We start from the raw sequence: 14,415 nt of genomic DNA on the forward strand, positions 1-14,415 counted from the left end.
AACCGCCAATGCTTTTCCGGGTGATATGGAGAAATATCTCCAGGCCGGTATGAACGCGGTGCTCGCAAAACCGATTCAACTCAAAAAGCTCGTAAGTTTGCTAAGTGATTTCGGGACATTTTCCGCGCCGAAGAGCGACATGACACCGCTGGAGTTGGGGGACGAGGCGCCCGAGTCAGATCTCGTAGATATCGCAGTTCTCCGCGATCTCGCCGAGAATGTCGGCGAGGATTTGATCGACTCCATCCTCGTTGACTTCCGGGCTGACGTGGAAAAACGCCTCACCGCGCTAAGCCGCGCGCGTGCAGCCGGCGATCATGCGGCCTTTTGCCAAGCGATCCACGCCCTCGCAAGCCTGTTGGGCAGCTTTGGGCTTACACGCCTCGGCCAGCAATGCCGCTTGGCAGAAGTCGCATTCCGAAATCAAGAGATCGGTCAAATGTTAAACTTGACGGAAAATCTTGAAGAGCAGGCTCTTGAGGGGTTGAGGCAAGTATTTTTAATTGCAAGCAATAGAGGTATTTGATTTGGGGAGCAGATCACCGACACGGACCTGTGACCGTACCGCCGGATGATTCTGGCGGACCGATTGCGTCGGCTAGTGAGCGAGAGGCGCGAGCGTAGTGATTTCCGCCGCGCCGACCTCGATTTTTGTTCCGGCGGTGCCCGCCACCAGGGCGGAAGCGTCTTCTAGGCGGCCGATCATCGTCCGCTGGCCGGTGGCTTCGGTAAACCGGAGGGCGGCCTGAACCTTCGGCCCCATCGATCCGGCGGCGAAACTATCGGGCGACAAGGCTGCCGTTCCGGCGCTAACGATCCGCCGCGCGTCGGGCGTGCCGAAATCCAGATAGACCGCATCGACATCGGTGAGGAGCAACAGCATATCGGCTTTCAGTGCCTGGGCGAGCAGGGCGGTGGCGCGGTCTTTATCGATCACCGCTTCAACCCCGGCAAAGCCGCCGCCGGGCCGAGCCGCAACGGGCACGCCGCCGCCGCCCGCGCAGATCACCATCACGCCTGCCGCCGCCAAAGTGACGATGGCTTTAAGCTCCAAAATTTCCAAAGGCTCGGGGGAGGCGACGACGCGCCGCCATTTATCGCCATCGCGGGCGCACTGCCAGCCCCGTTCGGCTTCAAGGCGGCGGGCCGTTGGTTCATCATAAACGGGGCCGATGGGTTTAGTCGGGCGCAGAAAGGCCGGGTCGGCGGGATCGACGCGAACCTGGGTCAGGAGGGTCGCCAAGTCAGCCCCGGCGGGCAGGGCGTTGCGCAGTTCTTGTTCGAGCAGATAGCCGATCATGCCTTCGCTTTCCGCTCCCAGAATATCCAGTGGATACGCCCCATCTGCCGGGCCTGCGGCGGCTTGCAGCGCAATCAGCCCCACCTGCGGGCCATTGCCGTGGGTGATGGTGATCTGATGGCCATCGGCGGCCAAAGCGGCTAGCGCCGTTGCGGCCTTTATCACGTTCCCGCGCTGGGTTTCGGCGGTCATCGGCTCACCGCGTTTCAGCAACGCATTGCCCCCGAGGGCGACGACGAGATGCATGGCCGTTAGCCCGCCATGGTGGCGACGAGGATCGCCTTGATCGAATGCATGCGGTTCTCGGCCTCGTCGAAAACGATGGAGGCGGCGGATTCGAAAACCTCCTCGGTCACTTCCATACAGTCGATGCCGAAGCGCTTCTGGATATCCGCGCCCACCGCCGTCTCGGCATTATGGAAGGCGGGCAGGCAGTGCATGAATTTGGTGTAGGGGTTGCCGGTCGCGTCCATCACGGCTTGCGTGACCCGATAGGGCAGGAACGCCTTGATGCGCGCCTCCCACGCCGATTCGTCTTCGCCCATCGACAGCCACACGTCGGTATAGAGGAAGTCGGCCCCCTTGACGGCGGCGTTGATATCGTCGGTTACAGTCAGCCGTCCGCCGGTTTCAAGCGCCATTTCTTTGAAACGGGTCAAGAAGGCCGGATCGGGCCAAAAGCTGCGCGGGGCGGCGATACGCATATCGAGCCCCACCTTGGCCGCGCCGACGGCGAGTGACAGGCACACATTATCCTGCCCGTCACCCAAAAAGCAGAGGCTCATATCGGACAGATGCTTATGGGTGAACTCCCGCATCGTCATGAAATCGGCCAAAATCTGCGTTGGATGGGCTTCATTGGTGAGGCCGTTATAAACCGGCACCCCCGCGTGGGTAGCGAGATCTTCGGCGATTTTCTGCCCGAAGCCGCGATACTCGATCGCGTCGTAAACGCGCCCCAGCACCCGCGCCGTGTCTTTCATCGATTCCTTATGGCCGATGTGACTGCCGGACGGGCCGAGGTAGGTAACGTGCGCGCCTTGATCGTAGGCGGCGACCTCGAACCCCGTGCGGGTGCGGTCGAATCCTTCTCGAAAATCAGCGCGATGTTGCGCCCCTTCAGGCGCGGCTGTTCGGTGCCCGCCAGCTTTGCCGATTTAAGCTCGGCGGCCAATTTTAGGAGATAGCGGATTTCACCCGGCGATAAATCGTCGAGGGTCAGAACGGAACGGCCAAGGAGATTGATCGGCATGGGGGTCGCTTTCTTGAAAGATCAAAGGGCGTCGCGGCGAATGGGGCAGGACATGCAGTGACTGCCGCCGCGCCCGCGCCCAAGCTCGGCCCCCTCAATAGTGATGACCTCAATCCCCGCCCGGCGCAGTTGCGTATTGCTGAAGACGTTGCGGTCATAGCCAATAACCACGCCGGGTTCGACGGCGAGCAGGTTGTTGCCATCGTCCCATTGTTCGCGTTCGGCCTCGTAAGCATCGCCCCCGGTGGGGATCACGCGCAGGCGCTCAAGCCCCAGGCCGCCGCGACCACCTGAAGGAAGGGTAAATCCTCGGGAACAATCTTAACGCCGCTCGGATCATCCCCAGGGTAGAGCGAAAAAGCTTTGATGCGGTCGACCACCGGCGGATAGACCGTCACCAGGTCGCGGTCGCAGAAGGTGAAGATCGTATCGAGATGCATGAAGGAGCGGTCGCGCGGCATCAGGGCGGCGATAATTCTTTTGGCGGCGTCTTTCGCAAATAGGCGCGCGGCCAAAGCCGCCACCGCCTGCGGGGTTGAACGCTCGCCCATCCCGATCAAAACCACGCCATCGGCGAGCGGCATCACATCGCCGCCCTCCAGTGTGGCAACCCCCGGCGTGGCATCGACATCGCCCCACCAAACCTCAATCCCGGCAAAATGCGGATGGAATTTGTAGAGGGCGGCGAGGTTGGTCGCTTCCGGGCGGCGGGCGGGCCAATACATTGGGTTGATCGTTACCCCGCCGTAAATCCAGCAGGAACTATCGCGCGTGAAGAGTTGATTGGGCAGCGGTGGCAGCACGAAATCGTGGGGCTCCATCGTTCGGCCAATCAGCCCCGTTGGGGTAAACGGCAACTCGGCCCGCGCGACCCCGCCGACCAGGAGGCGGGCAAGGTCGGCCCCCGGCATCCCGTCGAACCAACCGCGCATCTCATCGACCAAATCTTCGCCAACCGCCGCCGCGCTGACCCGGCGATCCAGCAACCAGCCCCGCGCTTCGGGAATCGCCAGCGTCTCGCCGAGCATCGTGCCGAACTCTAAGACGGTGACGCCGCGGCTGCGCAAAACGTCGACAAAACCGTCGTGCTCCTGCCGGGCCTTCTTGACCCACAGCACGTCATCGAACAGCAGGCTTTTGCAATTATGGGGCGTGAGCCGTTGCAGGCTGAGGTCGGGCCGATGCACCAAAACTTCGCGCAAAGGGCCGACCTCGGAGAAAGCGCCGAATTCTGACATGGGAAAATCCTAAGAGGCGAGGGGGGAGATCGAGCCGGACCAAATCAGGTAAGCGGCGGCCATGCCGAGCGCGACTATGGCCAGCGCGATGAGCCCTTCGACGGGGGTGAAGAGTCGCGCGCTGTTTTCGCGCCGGGCGACGATGTAAATGGCAATGCCGGGGACATAGAGCATCGCGGCCATGAACAGATAGGCCGGCCCGGCGGCATAGACCAACCACGCGCCATAGAGGGTGGCGACCCCGCCAATGACCAGATTCCGGCTGCGGTTTTCCCCCGCGCGATAGGCTTCGCCGGTAATCGCCAGTTTGGCGGCATAGGCCCCGGAAAAGGCGTAAGGGATGAGAATGGCGACCGAGGCGATGGAAAACAGCGCCTGATAGGTGCCATTGGCAAAGTAAGTGACGAGCAGGAAAAGCTGCACGAGCCCATTTGTGACCCAGAGCGAGACCGACGGGGCTCCCCGGCTATTTTCACGCCCAAAGACGCGCGGCATGGTGCCGTCGCGCGCGGCCACATAGGGCACTTCGGCGGCCAGCATCGTCCAGCTTAGAAAGGCCCCCAGCACCGAAACCACCAGGGCGATATTGACCAACGCCGCCCCCCAGGGGCCGACGACATGGGCGAGAACCCCGGCCATTGAGGGGTTTTTCAGCGCGGCGAGGTCGGGTTGCGCCAAAATCCCCAAGGAGAGCAGCGATACCAGGGCATAGAGCGACAGGCAGGTGAGGAACCCCAGCATGGTTGCCCAGCCGATATCCTGGCGGCGGGTAGCGCGGGCGGAATAGACGCTAGCGCCTTCGATCCCGATAAACACCCAGAGCGTGACCAGCATCGTGCTTTTCACCTGGGTGAGGATCGAGCCGAGCGTGGGGCTGTGCGTGCCGCTGAAATCCAGCTTGAAAAGGTCGATCTTGAAGGCCACCACCGCAACGGCGACGAAGAGGATGATGGGGGCGATTTTCGAGATCGTGGTGATGAGGTTGACCAGCCCCGCCTGCCGCACGCCGGTCAAGGTCAAGGCATGGATCGCCCACAGAACGGCGGAGGCCCCCAGAATGGCTTGCCAGCTATTGCCATCGCCAAAAAAGGGAAAGAAGTACGATAAGCCGCTGAACAGGACGACGGCATAGGACACATTCCCAACCCACGCCGACAGCCAATATCCCCAGGCGCTGTTAAAGCCCATGAAGTTGCCGAAACCGGCTTTGGCATAGGCGTAAGGCCCCGAATCGAGATCGGGTTTGCGCGTCGAGAGGCCCTGATAGACGAGGGCGAGCGCGAGAACGCCAATCCCCGTAATCGCCCACCCGATCAAGATCGCGAGCGGCCCTGCGGCGGCGGCCATATTCTGCGGCAAGCTGAAGACGCCGGAGCCGATCATCGAGCCGATCACAACCGCCGTGAGGGCGGGCAATCTCAGTTTTCGGGACGCGGGTTCGCTCGGCGGAGAAATTTTAGCCGGAATGGTCACGGTTGCGTTCCCTTCGAACAGCCAGGTAAGGGGTTTGTGGCTGAATCCGAGCCGACTTGCGTCGATTCCCTGAATCGACGCTCGGCAACGCAGTTTTCCCGTCTGGGACACTGGAGTGATGGGAAAGCTTATGTCGGGGCGCGGGGTTTGCGGCAGCGTCGGAAACTACTCAAGCGGGGTTGGTGCGTGGCTGGCGTCCGAACGTCCGCAAGCTGTCGTTGAGTAATTTCCGAGCCTGCCGACCATCGCCCGGCGAGCGCACTCTGCGCTTTGGATAGGTGGAAACCACGTCTCCAACCGTTTCGCCCGACGCGAGGGTTCTAAGGATAACCGGCCCTCATGGGTTTCAGAATCCGGGGCGCAGTGACGCGCAAATGGCGACATACAGCTTTGCCTGAATCGATTGTTTAGAGAAGGATCCATCATGTCGCCTCGCAAAATGCAGTGCGCCGTTGTTACGGCGTTTGGCCAGCCGCTTTCGCTTCAAGAATGGGACGTGCCGACGCCCGGCCCCGGTCAGATTTTGGTGAAGACCGAGGCCTGCGGCGTGTGCCACACCGATCTTCACGCTCGCAATGGCGACTGGCCGGTAAAGCCGACGCTGCCCTTCATTCCAGGCCATGAGGCCATTGGCCGTATTGTCGCCGTCGGAGCGGGGGTGAAGATCGTCAAGGAAGGCGACCGGGTTGGTGTGCCGTGGCTCTACTCGGCCTGCGGTCACTGCGACTATTGCCTGTCGGCCTGGGAGACGGTGTGCGGCGAAGCGGAATTCGGCGGCTATACCAAGAATGGCGGCTTTGCGGAATATGTCCTCGCCGATCCGAATTACGTCGCCCATATCCCCGCAGGGCTCGGCCCGAAAGAAGCCGCGCCGCTTATTTGCGCTGGGGTGACGACCTACAAAGGAATTAAGGAAACCCAAGCCCGACCCGGCGAGTGGATCGCAATTTCCGGCGCGGGCGGGTTAGGGCATCTTGCCATTCAATATGCGAAGGCGATGGGTTTGCAGGTCTGCGCCGTCGATATCGACGATGGCAAGCTCGCCCACGCCAAGCGGCTTGGGGCCGATCTCATCGTCAATGCCAAAACGGAAGATCCGGCGGAAGCGGTTAAAAAAGGAACCAATGGCGGCGCGCACGGCGTTCTCATTACCGCCCCGTCGCTCAGCGCCTTCAATCAAGGCGTGGGGATGACCCGCAAACGCGGCACCTGCGTGCTGGTGGGCCTGCCGCCGGGAAATTTCCCGCTACCGCTGTTCGATGTGGTCGCCAACTGCATCACCGTGCGCGGGTCGTTCGTCGGAACGCGGAAAGATATGGCCGAATGCTTGGCTTTTGCCGCCGAGGGCAAAGTGAAGGCCGATATCGAGCTTCAGCCGCTCGCGTCGATCAATCAGGTCTTCGAGCGGCTTGCGAAGGGCGACGTTCCGTCCCGCGTGGTTCTCGATTTCACAGGAAATGGCGAGGCCCACACGGCGCAGGCGTTGCAGCTTGAGGCGCTTTGACCGGACGCCGGTGGCTCGGGCCTGAGTATCTTCCGAGCCTCCTGCGTCAGCCGGACTGGCGATAGGCTTTATTCTGAAAAACCGGCGGCGGCGACACCCCCTCGCCGCCGGTGACGATCTGGGAGCGCTGGAAAGCATCATGAATACCGTCCCGAACGCTGCTGACACGAGTTTCGCGCTTCCCGCCCTGTCGGGCGCGCAGCATCGCACACTGGAGGCGATCTTCCGGCATCCGTCCGCCCATAACCTCGAATGGCGCGACCTTGTTGCGTTGATTTCGGCGATCGGCGAGGTGCACGAGAAAGCCAATAGCGACTTCACCTTTGCGGTGGCGGGCCATCATCACACGCTCCGCAAGCCCCACTCGAAGGATTTGACCGGCGCTGAGGTGATGGAGATCAGGCACTTTTTGAAACTGGCCGGCGTCGCCTCAGATGGCCCGTCCGCCTCGGCCCTTGCGCCCGATCTCGCAACTCCGGGCCTTCTGATCGTCGTGGATCAAGAGGGCGCAAAGATTTTTCATATCGATGTGACCGCCGAGGATGCCTTGGCCCACGTCATCCGGCCCGCCGACCCGCATCATTTTTTGCATCATGCGGCGCATGAGAATTCGGCGCGGGATCGGGGCCATCGGTCGCCGGAAGAGACCGCCTATTATGAGGCGATCACCAACGCCGTGCCCTCGGACGGTCAGATTGTTGTCGTCGGTCATGGAACCGGCAAAAGCAATGTCGCGCATACTCTCACCGATTATCTGGAAACCCATCACGCGGCGCTGCATCGGCGCATCGTTCGGGAGTTGACGGCCGATCTGTCAACCATCACCGATCCTCAGCTTCTCGATTTGGCGCGGCAAGCTTTGCGGGCTTAGGGAGAGCTGCGGTGTACGCGATGGTGCGCCTTAAAATTGGTGCGCCGCTCGAATGATCGCGCGCCCCCATTTTTCGACGATGAAGCGGCGCGACGTCCTGCTGGGCGCGGCCGCTATCACGGTTGGCGGAGCCGGGGCGGCGTTTCTCGGGTTACGGCAAATGGGCTCGATGGACGCGTTCGACGCCGCGGTCGCCGCCAGCCGTTCGGCATTGAGTGAGGCACCTGAAACGCGAGACCTTGTCCGCTTCGCCACCCTCGCCGCGAACAGCCACAACACGCAAGCATGGCGGTTCAACCGTGTCGGCGAGCACATTGAGATCCGGCCAGACCTTAGCCGACGGCTGGCGGCGGTGGACCCTGACGATCACCACCTCTATGTCAGTCTCGGGTGCGCCGCAGAGAACCTTTCCATCGCCGCTGGCGCGCGTGGACAGGCGGGCGAACTGAGCTTTGATCCACAACAGGATGGGGTCGTCCGGTTCGCCTTCGGCAAGGGGCCGCAGCCGCCGTCGGGCCTGTTCGAGGCCATCACGCGGCGGCAATCGACGCGCGGCGATTATGATGGCAGGCCGGTGAGTACCAAAGATTTGCAGGTGCTGGGCGCGGCGGCGGCCACCGTTCCAGGGGTCGATCTGATCCTTATCACGGATCGTCCGCAGATTGATCGCGTCCGCGATCTTGTCGTCGCGGGCAATAGCGCGCAAATCGCCGACCCTGCCTTCATGCGGGAACTCAAAGCCTGGCTGCGCTTCAGCCCCCGGCAGGCGATGCAAACTGGCGATGGATTGTTCAGCGCAACGAGCGGCAACCCCGTGCTGCCAGCGTGGTTGGGGCCGCTCGCGATAGACGCACTGTTCACCGCGGGCAAGGAAAACGATAAATACGCCCGCCAGATTGCCTCATCGGCCGGGATTGCCGTGTTTTGCGCCGAGAAGGATGATCCCGAGCATTGGGTTCTGGTGGGCCGCGCCTGCCAGCGCTTTGCGTTGCAAGCGACGGCGCTGGGCCTGAAACACGCCTTCATCAACCAGCCCGTCGAGGTTCCAGCGCTTCGACCGGACCTCGCCCGCCTCGTCGGCCTGCCGGGACGCCGACCGGACATTGTGATGCGCTTCGGCTATGGTCCCGCGCTTCCGTTCTCCGCGCGCAGGCCGGTGGCAGCGGTACTGGCGTGAACACGCCCTTCACCACCGAGCAGTTTTTTGGTGTCTTCGTCGCGTATAATGCTTCGATCTGGCCGATGCAGATCATCGCTTTTGTCCTGGGTTTGGTTGTGGTCGCGGCGCTCTGGCGGAAGGGGCCGATTGCAACGCGGCTGATCCCTTTAATACTCGCGCTCCTGTGGGCGGCAAACGGGATCGGCTACCATCTCCTCTTCTTCTCCGCGATCAACCCGGCCGCGACGATGTTCGCGGCTTTCTTCGTGGCACAGGCCATTCTGTTTGCAGTCAGCGCCATCTCGGCGCGAGGCATACGCTTCGAGACCGGGCGCGATGTTAGGACGGCGCTTGGCGCGGGGTTCATTATCGAAGCGATGGCGGTCTATCCGATCATCGGCGTCTGGGCGGGCCATGGTCTGATGAAGGGACCGATGTTCGGCGTGGCGCCCTGCCCGACGACGATCTTCACCATCGGCGTGCTGTTCATGGCGCGCGGCAGGTGGGTGGTGTGGCTCGCGATCATTCCGTTTTTGTGGTCGCTCATAGGCCTTGCCGCAGCATGGCAACTCGGCATTCTCGAGGACATCGCGCTTCCGATAGCGGGAGCAGCGCTTCTCATTACGGTTGTTCTGAACCGGTTTCAGGGGCGTGACGATCACAAGCTGGTCTCACCATGAGGCCATCATATATGCTCCTGCGCCACCCGCTGACGCGCCGCTCGCCTTTCAGCGCGTGTGGACAGCCCGATGCGCCCATCTTTGGCGGTGGCGTATGAGAGACGCCAGTGCGCGGAAGCAAACCCAGGCAGCCGGTTCAAGGGTGCAGGGGGGAATCAACTCGTGGCGCGCTATTTTCGTGTTTATTGCCTCGGCCTTCCTCTGGGCGTGGGGTGTAGGATTTGCTGGCGCTCAAGCCGCAACCCGTTCACCCGCGCTCAGTGCTGCCCTGTTCGTATTGGCGGGTTTTGGGCCAAGCCTTGCCGGTTTTACGGTTGCCGCAGTCTTTAGTAATCGGACTTGACTGCGCGGTTGGTTGTCACGCTGCCTCAACGGGCGCGTGGGGTGGCGCTGGTACCTTCTGGCCTTCTTCGCGCCGCCCGCCGTGATGGTCTGCTCCCTGATTATAGATGTCGCCTTGGCTGGGGCGCTGCCCGCATTCCCTGCGGCTGGGCATAGTTTATTGGCTATCGCGAATTTCGGTCTCGTCTTGCTGATCGGCGGGCCGCTTGGCGAGGAGTTCGGCTGGCGGGGGTATCTTACCTCAGCGCTGACAGCGCGCATGGATTGGCGCCTTGCGAGCCTCTTGATCGGCTGTGTCTGGGGGCTTTGGCACCTGCCGCTGTTCTTCATGACCGGCACCCCGATACCGAGCAACAGCGCCGCGATGACTGCCGCCCCGGTGAGCGCGCCTACCGCGGCGGTAAGCGCGGCGGCGACTCCAACGGTTCGCGGGGCCTATTGGGCATTCGGCCTCGTTCTATCATGACTTTTGGGCAACGTCAGGGGAGGCGCTATGACCGATTTGTTCGGAAAACGCCATTAAAAGCGCTTAAATGCGACCGCGATCTTTGGTTATTTTGACGACAGGCTGAGATGAACGCTGGGGCCAGATTGGCGAGCCTCGGCGAGTAGTCTGGAGGCAACGCCGTCGGTCGGGTGGCGGCGGCATAGGCCACCAGCCGGGAGAGCGCGTCGGATGCGCCGCTCGCAAGCGCCTGGTAAAGGTCGGCCCAAGTGTCGGCCCAAGGCGGCGGTGTCGCGGAAACTTCCCACAGATCCAGATCGCCGTCGCGGCCAACAACCTGGACCCGCGCGACAGGCCGCGCCGTCCATTCGGGTGCAGGCGGGGTTTGATCGAGCACGGTTCGGCTCACCAGCAGGCGCGTTCCGAACACCTTATTCGTGCCTTCAAGGCGCGAGGCGGCATTTACCACCGTCGCCTGCGGCGCCATACTTCAAACGATCGGCAGCCCCGAAGCTCCCAACGGTCGCAAGCCCGCTGTGGACGCCGATGCGCGTTACCCCAAGAGGCACACCGCGCGCAGCTTGTTCCGCACTGAAGGCTTGCGCGACGCGGTCAATAGCGAAGGCGCAGCGTAAAGCCCGGGCGGCGTGATCGGGGGCTGCAACCGGCGCGCCGAACATTGCAAACAGCGAATCGCCGATGAAATCGACGATAATTCCCCCGGCGGCACTCACCTCGTGGGAGAGCGCGGCGAAATAGCCATTGAGAATATCAGTCACCTGTTCGGGCGGGAGGGTTTCGGCAAGGCCGGTCCAGCCCTGAAGATCGGTGAACAGCAGGCTGACGGCGCGCCGTTCTGGGCGGATTTCGATAGCGCCATCGCGCATCAGAAGATCGTCCACCACCGAACGCGGCACGTAGCGCCCGAAAAGATCGCGAATTTGTTCGCGCTCAACCAAGCCGTGCCGCATCGTCAAAAAACGCCTCGCCCGCCGCTTGCAACTCGCGCAGGCCCGACGGTTGGAGCTGGACGTCCGCATCCGGCCCATCGGCGGCAATTTGGCGGGCGGCTTCGGCCAAGGCTTCGACCGGGCGGGCAAAGCGGGCACTCAGCAGCCACGCCGCCCCTATAGCTATGAGCAGAATAATCGCGCCGAGAGCGGCCAAAACAAGGAGCCCGGCCCGTTGGTCGGCGATCAAATCGCCCTGATAATAGGAGCCGATGACCCAAGGTTCTTCCGTTCCGGCGTTCATCGTGCGCCACGCGGCAATCGTTCCGTCTGCTAAGCGAACCCGCCCTATCGCGTGCTCTGGTTCCATCCAAAGAGCCGGAAAAGCCTCAAGGGAGGGGGCAGCCAGTAACGCCCGCGTTGGCAGGCCCGTTAACGCCCGTCCGGCTAGGCTCGGGTGGGCAACAACGAGATCGCGGCCATACAGAATAAATGGCACCTGCCCAGCGGGGCGCGGTAAATCACGCAAAAAAATCGACAGTTGATTGAGCGTCAGCGTGACCGTGAGCCGCCCCAAGGCTTGTCCGCCGTGGCGCAGCGGGGTTTCAAAGGCAATTTCCGGCTGCTGTGTTAGCGGATCGAGAGTCGGCGGCAGCCAGCGGGGTACATCGGTTGGGCCGGGCATTTCGGGATCGAGTAAAAGCTGCGTCGGATGATAAGGATCGATGCCCGACCACCGGGTCACGCGGCCTGGGGTCGCGACCTGGAGCCGGGTGGCTTGTGGCACGGCGGTCATGAGAACCGCGACGGCATCGGCAAAGGCGGGGGTCGCGGGGGTTAAGCGGCCCTCGTCCACCCTAAGCCGTAGCGCCTGAGCGAGACCAACGATTCCATCGACGCCGGACAGAAGGTGGCTCGCCGTTTGTTCCAAGGTTGCCGCGGCGCGCGCATCCTGCAGTGTGTCGCTGGCCTGTCTTGCCCCGCGATAGCCCAGCAACAGCGAAGCGACCACCGCCGCCCCGGCCAAACCCGCGACGGCGGCGGTCAAGGCCGCTGCGATTCTAACCGACTTCTGACCGGCTTTGGAGGACATGCTTTTTCGCCTTAAAGAAATTTTTCGGCCACATCGGTTGACGAACTATGGCCAATCTTATCGAAATGAGCCGCCATAAAGGCGTCTGCGCGGCCCCGGCCCAGCGTGAACAGCCACTCCAGGAACGTTCGATCCGTATTGAGTTTGCTTGAGGCGCCAAGGTGAGCCAACTCGCTTTCGGCATCGACGGTGTGAATATTGAGCTTGCGCAAGCGTCCGCCGTCATCAAAGCCCTTATCGATCAGCGAGGCGACGAAATGGATCGCCCGCATCTCGCGCATCAGGCTTGAGTTGAAGGAAAGCGTGTTGATCCGGTCGAGAATATCCCGCGCCGATTTTGGCGTTTCCGAAATATTGATCGGGTTGATCATCACCACCAAACMAAAACGTCGCTGACGTCAGTGTTATAGATCAGCGGGAAAATTGGCGGATTGCCGAGATAACCACCATCCCAATAGGCTTCGCCGTCGATTTCGACCGCTTGAAACAGAAACGGCAGGCAGGTCGAGGCTAGGACCGACTCGACGCTGATTTCGGCATTCTCGAAAATTTTCAGCCGATTGGTCCGCACATTCGCCGCGCACAGAAAAAAGTTTTTGAGTAGCTTTTCTGATCACCTCGAAATCCACACACTCTGTCATCAGTTTTCGCAAGGGCGAATAATTCAGCGGATTGAACTGATACGGGGAGGCGATTCGCGTCAGCGCTTCAAACCCCTGCCACAGCGGCGAAAACTCCAGCGAGCCCTTGGGGATCGTAAACTGCGGCCAAAGGTTTGGGAGGGACGGTTGGCTCACCCCCTCCCAAAAGCGGCGAAGGGTGGCGCGGCCGCCAGCGCGGCCGCCGGTGATCAGCCCATGGGTGAGCAGGGTCGCGTTAACGGCACCGGCACTCGTGCCGACGGTCGCATGGATTTCAAGCTCCGGCTCTTCAAGCAAACGGTCGAGAACGCCCCAGGCGAAAGCACCGTGGGAGCCGCCCCCTTGAAGGGCGATGTTGATTTTTTTGGGCGAGGAGGTGGATGACATCGGCAAAATCCTTAGAGCAAATCCCGAGCAGGTGGCACACCTGCGACTAGCCTTTGCTAAACAAAACAGAATATTAGAGCGATTTTCCTGAGCCGCCGCGAACGAAAATCGCTCTAATGGGCGGTCCAGCCGCCATCAATCGGAAGCGCGGTTCCGGTGACGGCGTCAGCGGCGTCGGAGACGAGAAAAAGCACCATCGCGCCGATATCGGAGGCATCGACGAAGCGGCGGGTGGGCTGTTCTTTGAGCAAGATATCGGCAATGACCCGCTCTTCGGAGATGCCGTGAGCCTTGGCCTGCTCGGCGACCTGTTTTTCGACCAGCGGCGTGCGAACGTAGCCAGGGCAAACCGTATTGCAGGTAACGCCCGCTTCGGCCCCTTCGAGCGCGATGACCTTCGATAGGCCGACCATGCCGTGCTTGGCGGCGGACATAGGCCGATTTGAATGGCGATGCGATCAGCCCGTGCGCGGAGGCGATATTGACGACTCGTCCCCAGCCGCGCGCCGTCATCTGCGGAAAAACAGCCCGGCTAGCATGAAAGGCGGCAGAAAGGTTAACCGCGAGAATGAGATCCCATTTTTCCGGCGGGAACTCACCCAAGGGAGCTACGTGCTGGACACCCGCATTATTGATCAGAATGTCGATTTTCCCGAACCGTGCCGTTGCGTCTTCCACCATCGCGTTGATCTGATCGGGGCGGCTCATGTCGGCGGGATTATGAAGAATGGTCCGCCCGCTCATGGCGTGGAGGCGGGCAATTATGCCAGCGATTTCACCGGCCCCCCCAAAACCGTTCAGCATCACGTCGGCGCCAGCTGCCGCCAAGGTTTCAGCAATGGCGAGGCCGATCCCGCTGGTCGATCCGGTTACAATCGCAGCTTTTCCGGTTAGATTGATCATCCCATCCTCACTCTTGCGTCTGGGCGGCCTCTACGACCGCCGGGGGTAATTTCAAGTCACCCTAGAGTGGGGACCGCCTGCTGCGAACCGCACGAGAGGATATTACCGCCATTCCCGAACGTAGGGGTGTTGTCGTCGGCTTTACCGGCGTAAACTCAAGCCTTAATTACTAACTGA

At 61.7% G+C, this 14,415-nt stretch carries 14 protein-coding genes and 4 pseudogenes; 6 read left to right on the forward strand and 12 right to left on the reverse strand.

Translation table 11 applies throughout. The annotated features are described in order from the left end of the window. The coding region (locus VZ95_RS00060; RefSeq protein ID WP_045774073.1) for an Hpt domain-containing protein at positions 1 to 526 on the forward strand (526 nt) is incomplete at its 5' end. 72 nt (positions 527 to 598) lie between these two features. On the opposite strand, the gene arcC is transcribed toward VZ95_RS00060, so the two are convergent. The 4 genes and pseudogenes from arcC to arcD form a co-directional block, all read right to left on the reverse strand. Further along, positions 599 to 1,546, reverse strand: coding sequence for a carbamate kinase (arcC, locus tag VZ95_RS00065; protein ID WP_045774074.1), 948 nt, complete (start codon positions 1,544 to 1,546; stop codon positions 599 to 601). A gap of 5 nt (positions 1,547 to 1,551) precedes the next feature. Next, a pseudogene (argF, locus tag VZ95_RS00070) lies at positions 1,552 to 2,552 on the reverse strand (ornithine carbamoyltransferase). Between the two features lie 21 nt (positions 2,553 to 2,573). Continuing rightward, positions 2,574 to 3,790: pseudogene (locus tag VZ95_RS00075) on the reverse strand (arginine deiminase). Between the two features lie 9 nt (positions 3,791 to 3,799). Further along, positions 3,800 to 5,374, reverse strand: coding sequence for an arginine-ornithine antiporter (gene arcD, locus VZ95_RS00080; RefSeq protein WP_456297654.1), 1,575 nt, complete (start codon positions 5,372 to 5,374; stop codon positions 3,800 to 3,802). A gap of 313 nt (positions 5,375 to 5,687) precedes the next feature. Here arcD and adhP point away from each other — a divergent pair, with 313 nt between their 5' ends. The 5 genes from adhP to VZ95_RS00105 all read left to right on the forward strand — a co-directional run bounded on the left by adhP (position 5,688) and on the right by VZ95_RS00105 (position 10,285). Next, positions 5,688 to 6,767, forward strand: coding sequence for an alcohol dehydrogenase AdhP (gene adhP, locus VZ95_RS00085; protein WP_045774076.1), 1,080 nt, complete (start codon positions 5,688 to 5,690; stop codon positions 6,765 to 6,767). 139 nt (positions 6,768 to 6,906) lie between these two features. Then, on the forward strand, positions 6,907 to 7,638 hold the full coding sequence (locus tag VZ95_RS21260) for a hypothetical protein (RefSeq protein ID WP_052711333.1): 732 nt from the start codon (positions 6,907 to 6,909) through the stop codon (positions 7,636 to 7,638). Positions 7,639 to 7,690: 52 nt separating this feature from the next. Then, positions 7,691 to 8,815 carry an Acg family FMN-binding oxidoreductase gene (locus tag VZ95_RS00095; protein ID WP_232302407.1) on the forward strand — a complete coding sequence of 375 codons (1,125 nt, stop codon included), beginning with the start codon at positions 7,691 to 7,693 and terminating at the stop codon, positions 8,813 to 8,815. Then, positions 8,812 to 9,477, forward strand: coding sequence for a DUF6064 family protein (locus tag VZ95_RS00100; protein WP_045774077.1), 666 nt, complete (start codon positions 8,812 to 8,814; stop codon positions 9,475 to 9,477). The genes VZ95_RS00095 and VZ95_RS00100 overlap by 4 nt, the downstream gene beginning before the upstream one ends. Before the next feature lie 355 nt (positions 9,478 to 9,832). Further along, positions 9,833 to 10,285: a CPBP family intramembrane glutamic endopeptidase gene (locus VZ95_RS00105; RefSeq protein ID WP_156994906.1), complete on the forward strand. Its 453-nt coding sequence runs from the start codon at positions 9,833 to 9,835 to the stop codon at positions 10,283 to 10,285. Between the two features lie 25 nt (positions 10,286 to 10,310). Here VZ95_RS00105 and VZ95_RS21265 read toward each other — a convergent pair whose 3' ends face one another. The 8 genes and pseudogenes from VZ95_RS21265 to VZ95_RS28415 form a co-directional block, all read right to left on the reverse strand. After that, positions 10,311 to 10,733, reverse strand: coding sequence for a hypothetical protein (locus VZ95_RS21265; RefSeq protein ID WP_156994908.1), 423 nt, complete (start codon positions 10,731 to 10,733; stop codon positions 10,311 to 10,313). Beyond that, positions 10,708 to 11,235, reverse strand: a complete 528-nt coding sequence (locus VZ95_RS00110; protein WP_052711336.1) for an adenylate/guanylate cyclase domain-containing protein — start codon at positions 11,233 to 11,235, stop codon at positions 10,708 to 10,710. The genes VZ95_RS21265 and VZ95_RS00110 overlap by 26 nt, the downstream gene beginning before the upstream one ends. Beyond that, positions 11,216 to 12,307: a HAMP domain-containing protein gene (locus VZ95_RS00115; protein WP_045774078.1), complete on the reverse strand. Its 1,092-nt coding sequence runs from the start codon at positions 12,305 to 12,307 to the stop codon at positions 11,216 to 11,218. The genes VZ95_RS00110 and VZ95_RS00115 overlap by 20 nt, the downstream gene beginning before the upstream one ends. Positions 12,308 to 12,318: 11 nt before the next feature. Beyond that, a complete protein-coding gene (locus tag VZ95_RS24845) occupies positions 12,319 to 12,684 on the reverse strand; it encodes a hypothetical protein (protein ID WP_198147993.1) in 366 nt (121 codons plus the stop codon). Then, entirely contained in the window at positions 12,678 to 12,878 is a 201-nt protein-coding gene (locus VZ95_RS29010; RefSeq protein WP_408606052.1) for a patatin-like phospholipase family protein, read from the reverse strand. Before VZ95_RS29010 ends, VZ95_RS24845 begins: the two co-directional genes overlap by 7 nt. Positions 12,879 to 13,008: 130 nt before the next feature. Next, positions 13,009 to 13,335 (reverse strand): annotated as a pseudogene (locus tag VZ95_RS29015) (patatin-like phospholipase family protein); the annotation flags it as partial. A 113-nt stretch (positions 13,336 to 13,448) separates the two neighbouring features. Continuing rightward, complete coding sequence (locus VZ95_RS28410; RefSeq protein ID WP_332307951.1) at positions 13,449 to 13,769, reverse strand: SDR family oxidoreductase; 321 nt, start codon at positions 13,767 to 13,769, stop codon at positions 13,449 to 13,451. Positions 13,770 to 13,824: 55 nt separating this feature from the next. Further along, positions 13,825 to 14,238 (reverse strand): annotated as a pseudogene (locus VZ95_RS28415) (SDR family NAD(P)-dependent oxidoreductase); the annotation flags it as partial. Between the last annotated feature and the right edge of the window lie 177 nt (positions 14,239 to 14,415).

This window comes from Elstera litoralis (assembly GCF_000963705.1).
Taxonomy (GTDB): Bacteria; Pseudomonadota; Alphaproteobacteria; order Elsterales; family Elsteraceae; genus Elstera; species Elstera litoralis.

What these genes read in the sequence shown, in the direction of transcription:
- arcC (WP_045774074.1), bottom strand. Translation starts at nt 1,546, where the DNA reads ATGCATCTCGTCGTCGCCCTCGGGGGCAATGCGTTGCTGAAACGCGGT.
- VZ95_RS00110 (WP_052711336.1), bottom strand. Translation starts at nt 11,235, where the DNA reads ATGCGGCACGGCTTGGTTGAGCGCGAACAAATTCGCGATCTTTTCGGG.
- VZ95_RS00115 (WP_045774078.1), bottom strand. Translation starts at nt 12,307, where the DNA reads ATGTCCTCCAAAGCCGGTCAGAAGTCGGTTAGAATCGCAGCGGCCTTG.
- adhP (WP_045774076.1), top strand. Translation starts at nt 5,688, where the DNA reads ATGTCGCCTCGCAAAATGCAGTGCGCCGTTGTTACGGCGTTTGGCCAG.
- VZ95_RS00095 (WP_232302407.1), top strand. Translation starts at nt 7,691, where the DNA reads ATGATCGCGCGCCCCCATTTTTCGACGATGAAGCGGCGCGACGTCCTG.
- VZ95_RS28410 (WP_332307951.1), bottom strand. Translation starts at nt 13,769, where the DNA reads ATGTCCGCCGCCAAGCACGGCATGGTCGGCCTATCGAAGGTCATCGCG.
- VZ95_RS21260 (WP_052711333.1), top strand. Translation starts at nt 6,907, where the DNA reads ATGAATACCGTCCCGAACGCTGCTGACACGAGTTTCGCGCTTCCCGCC.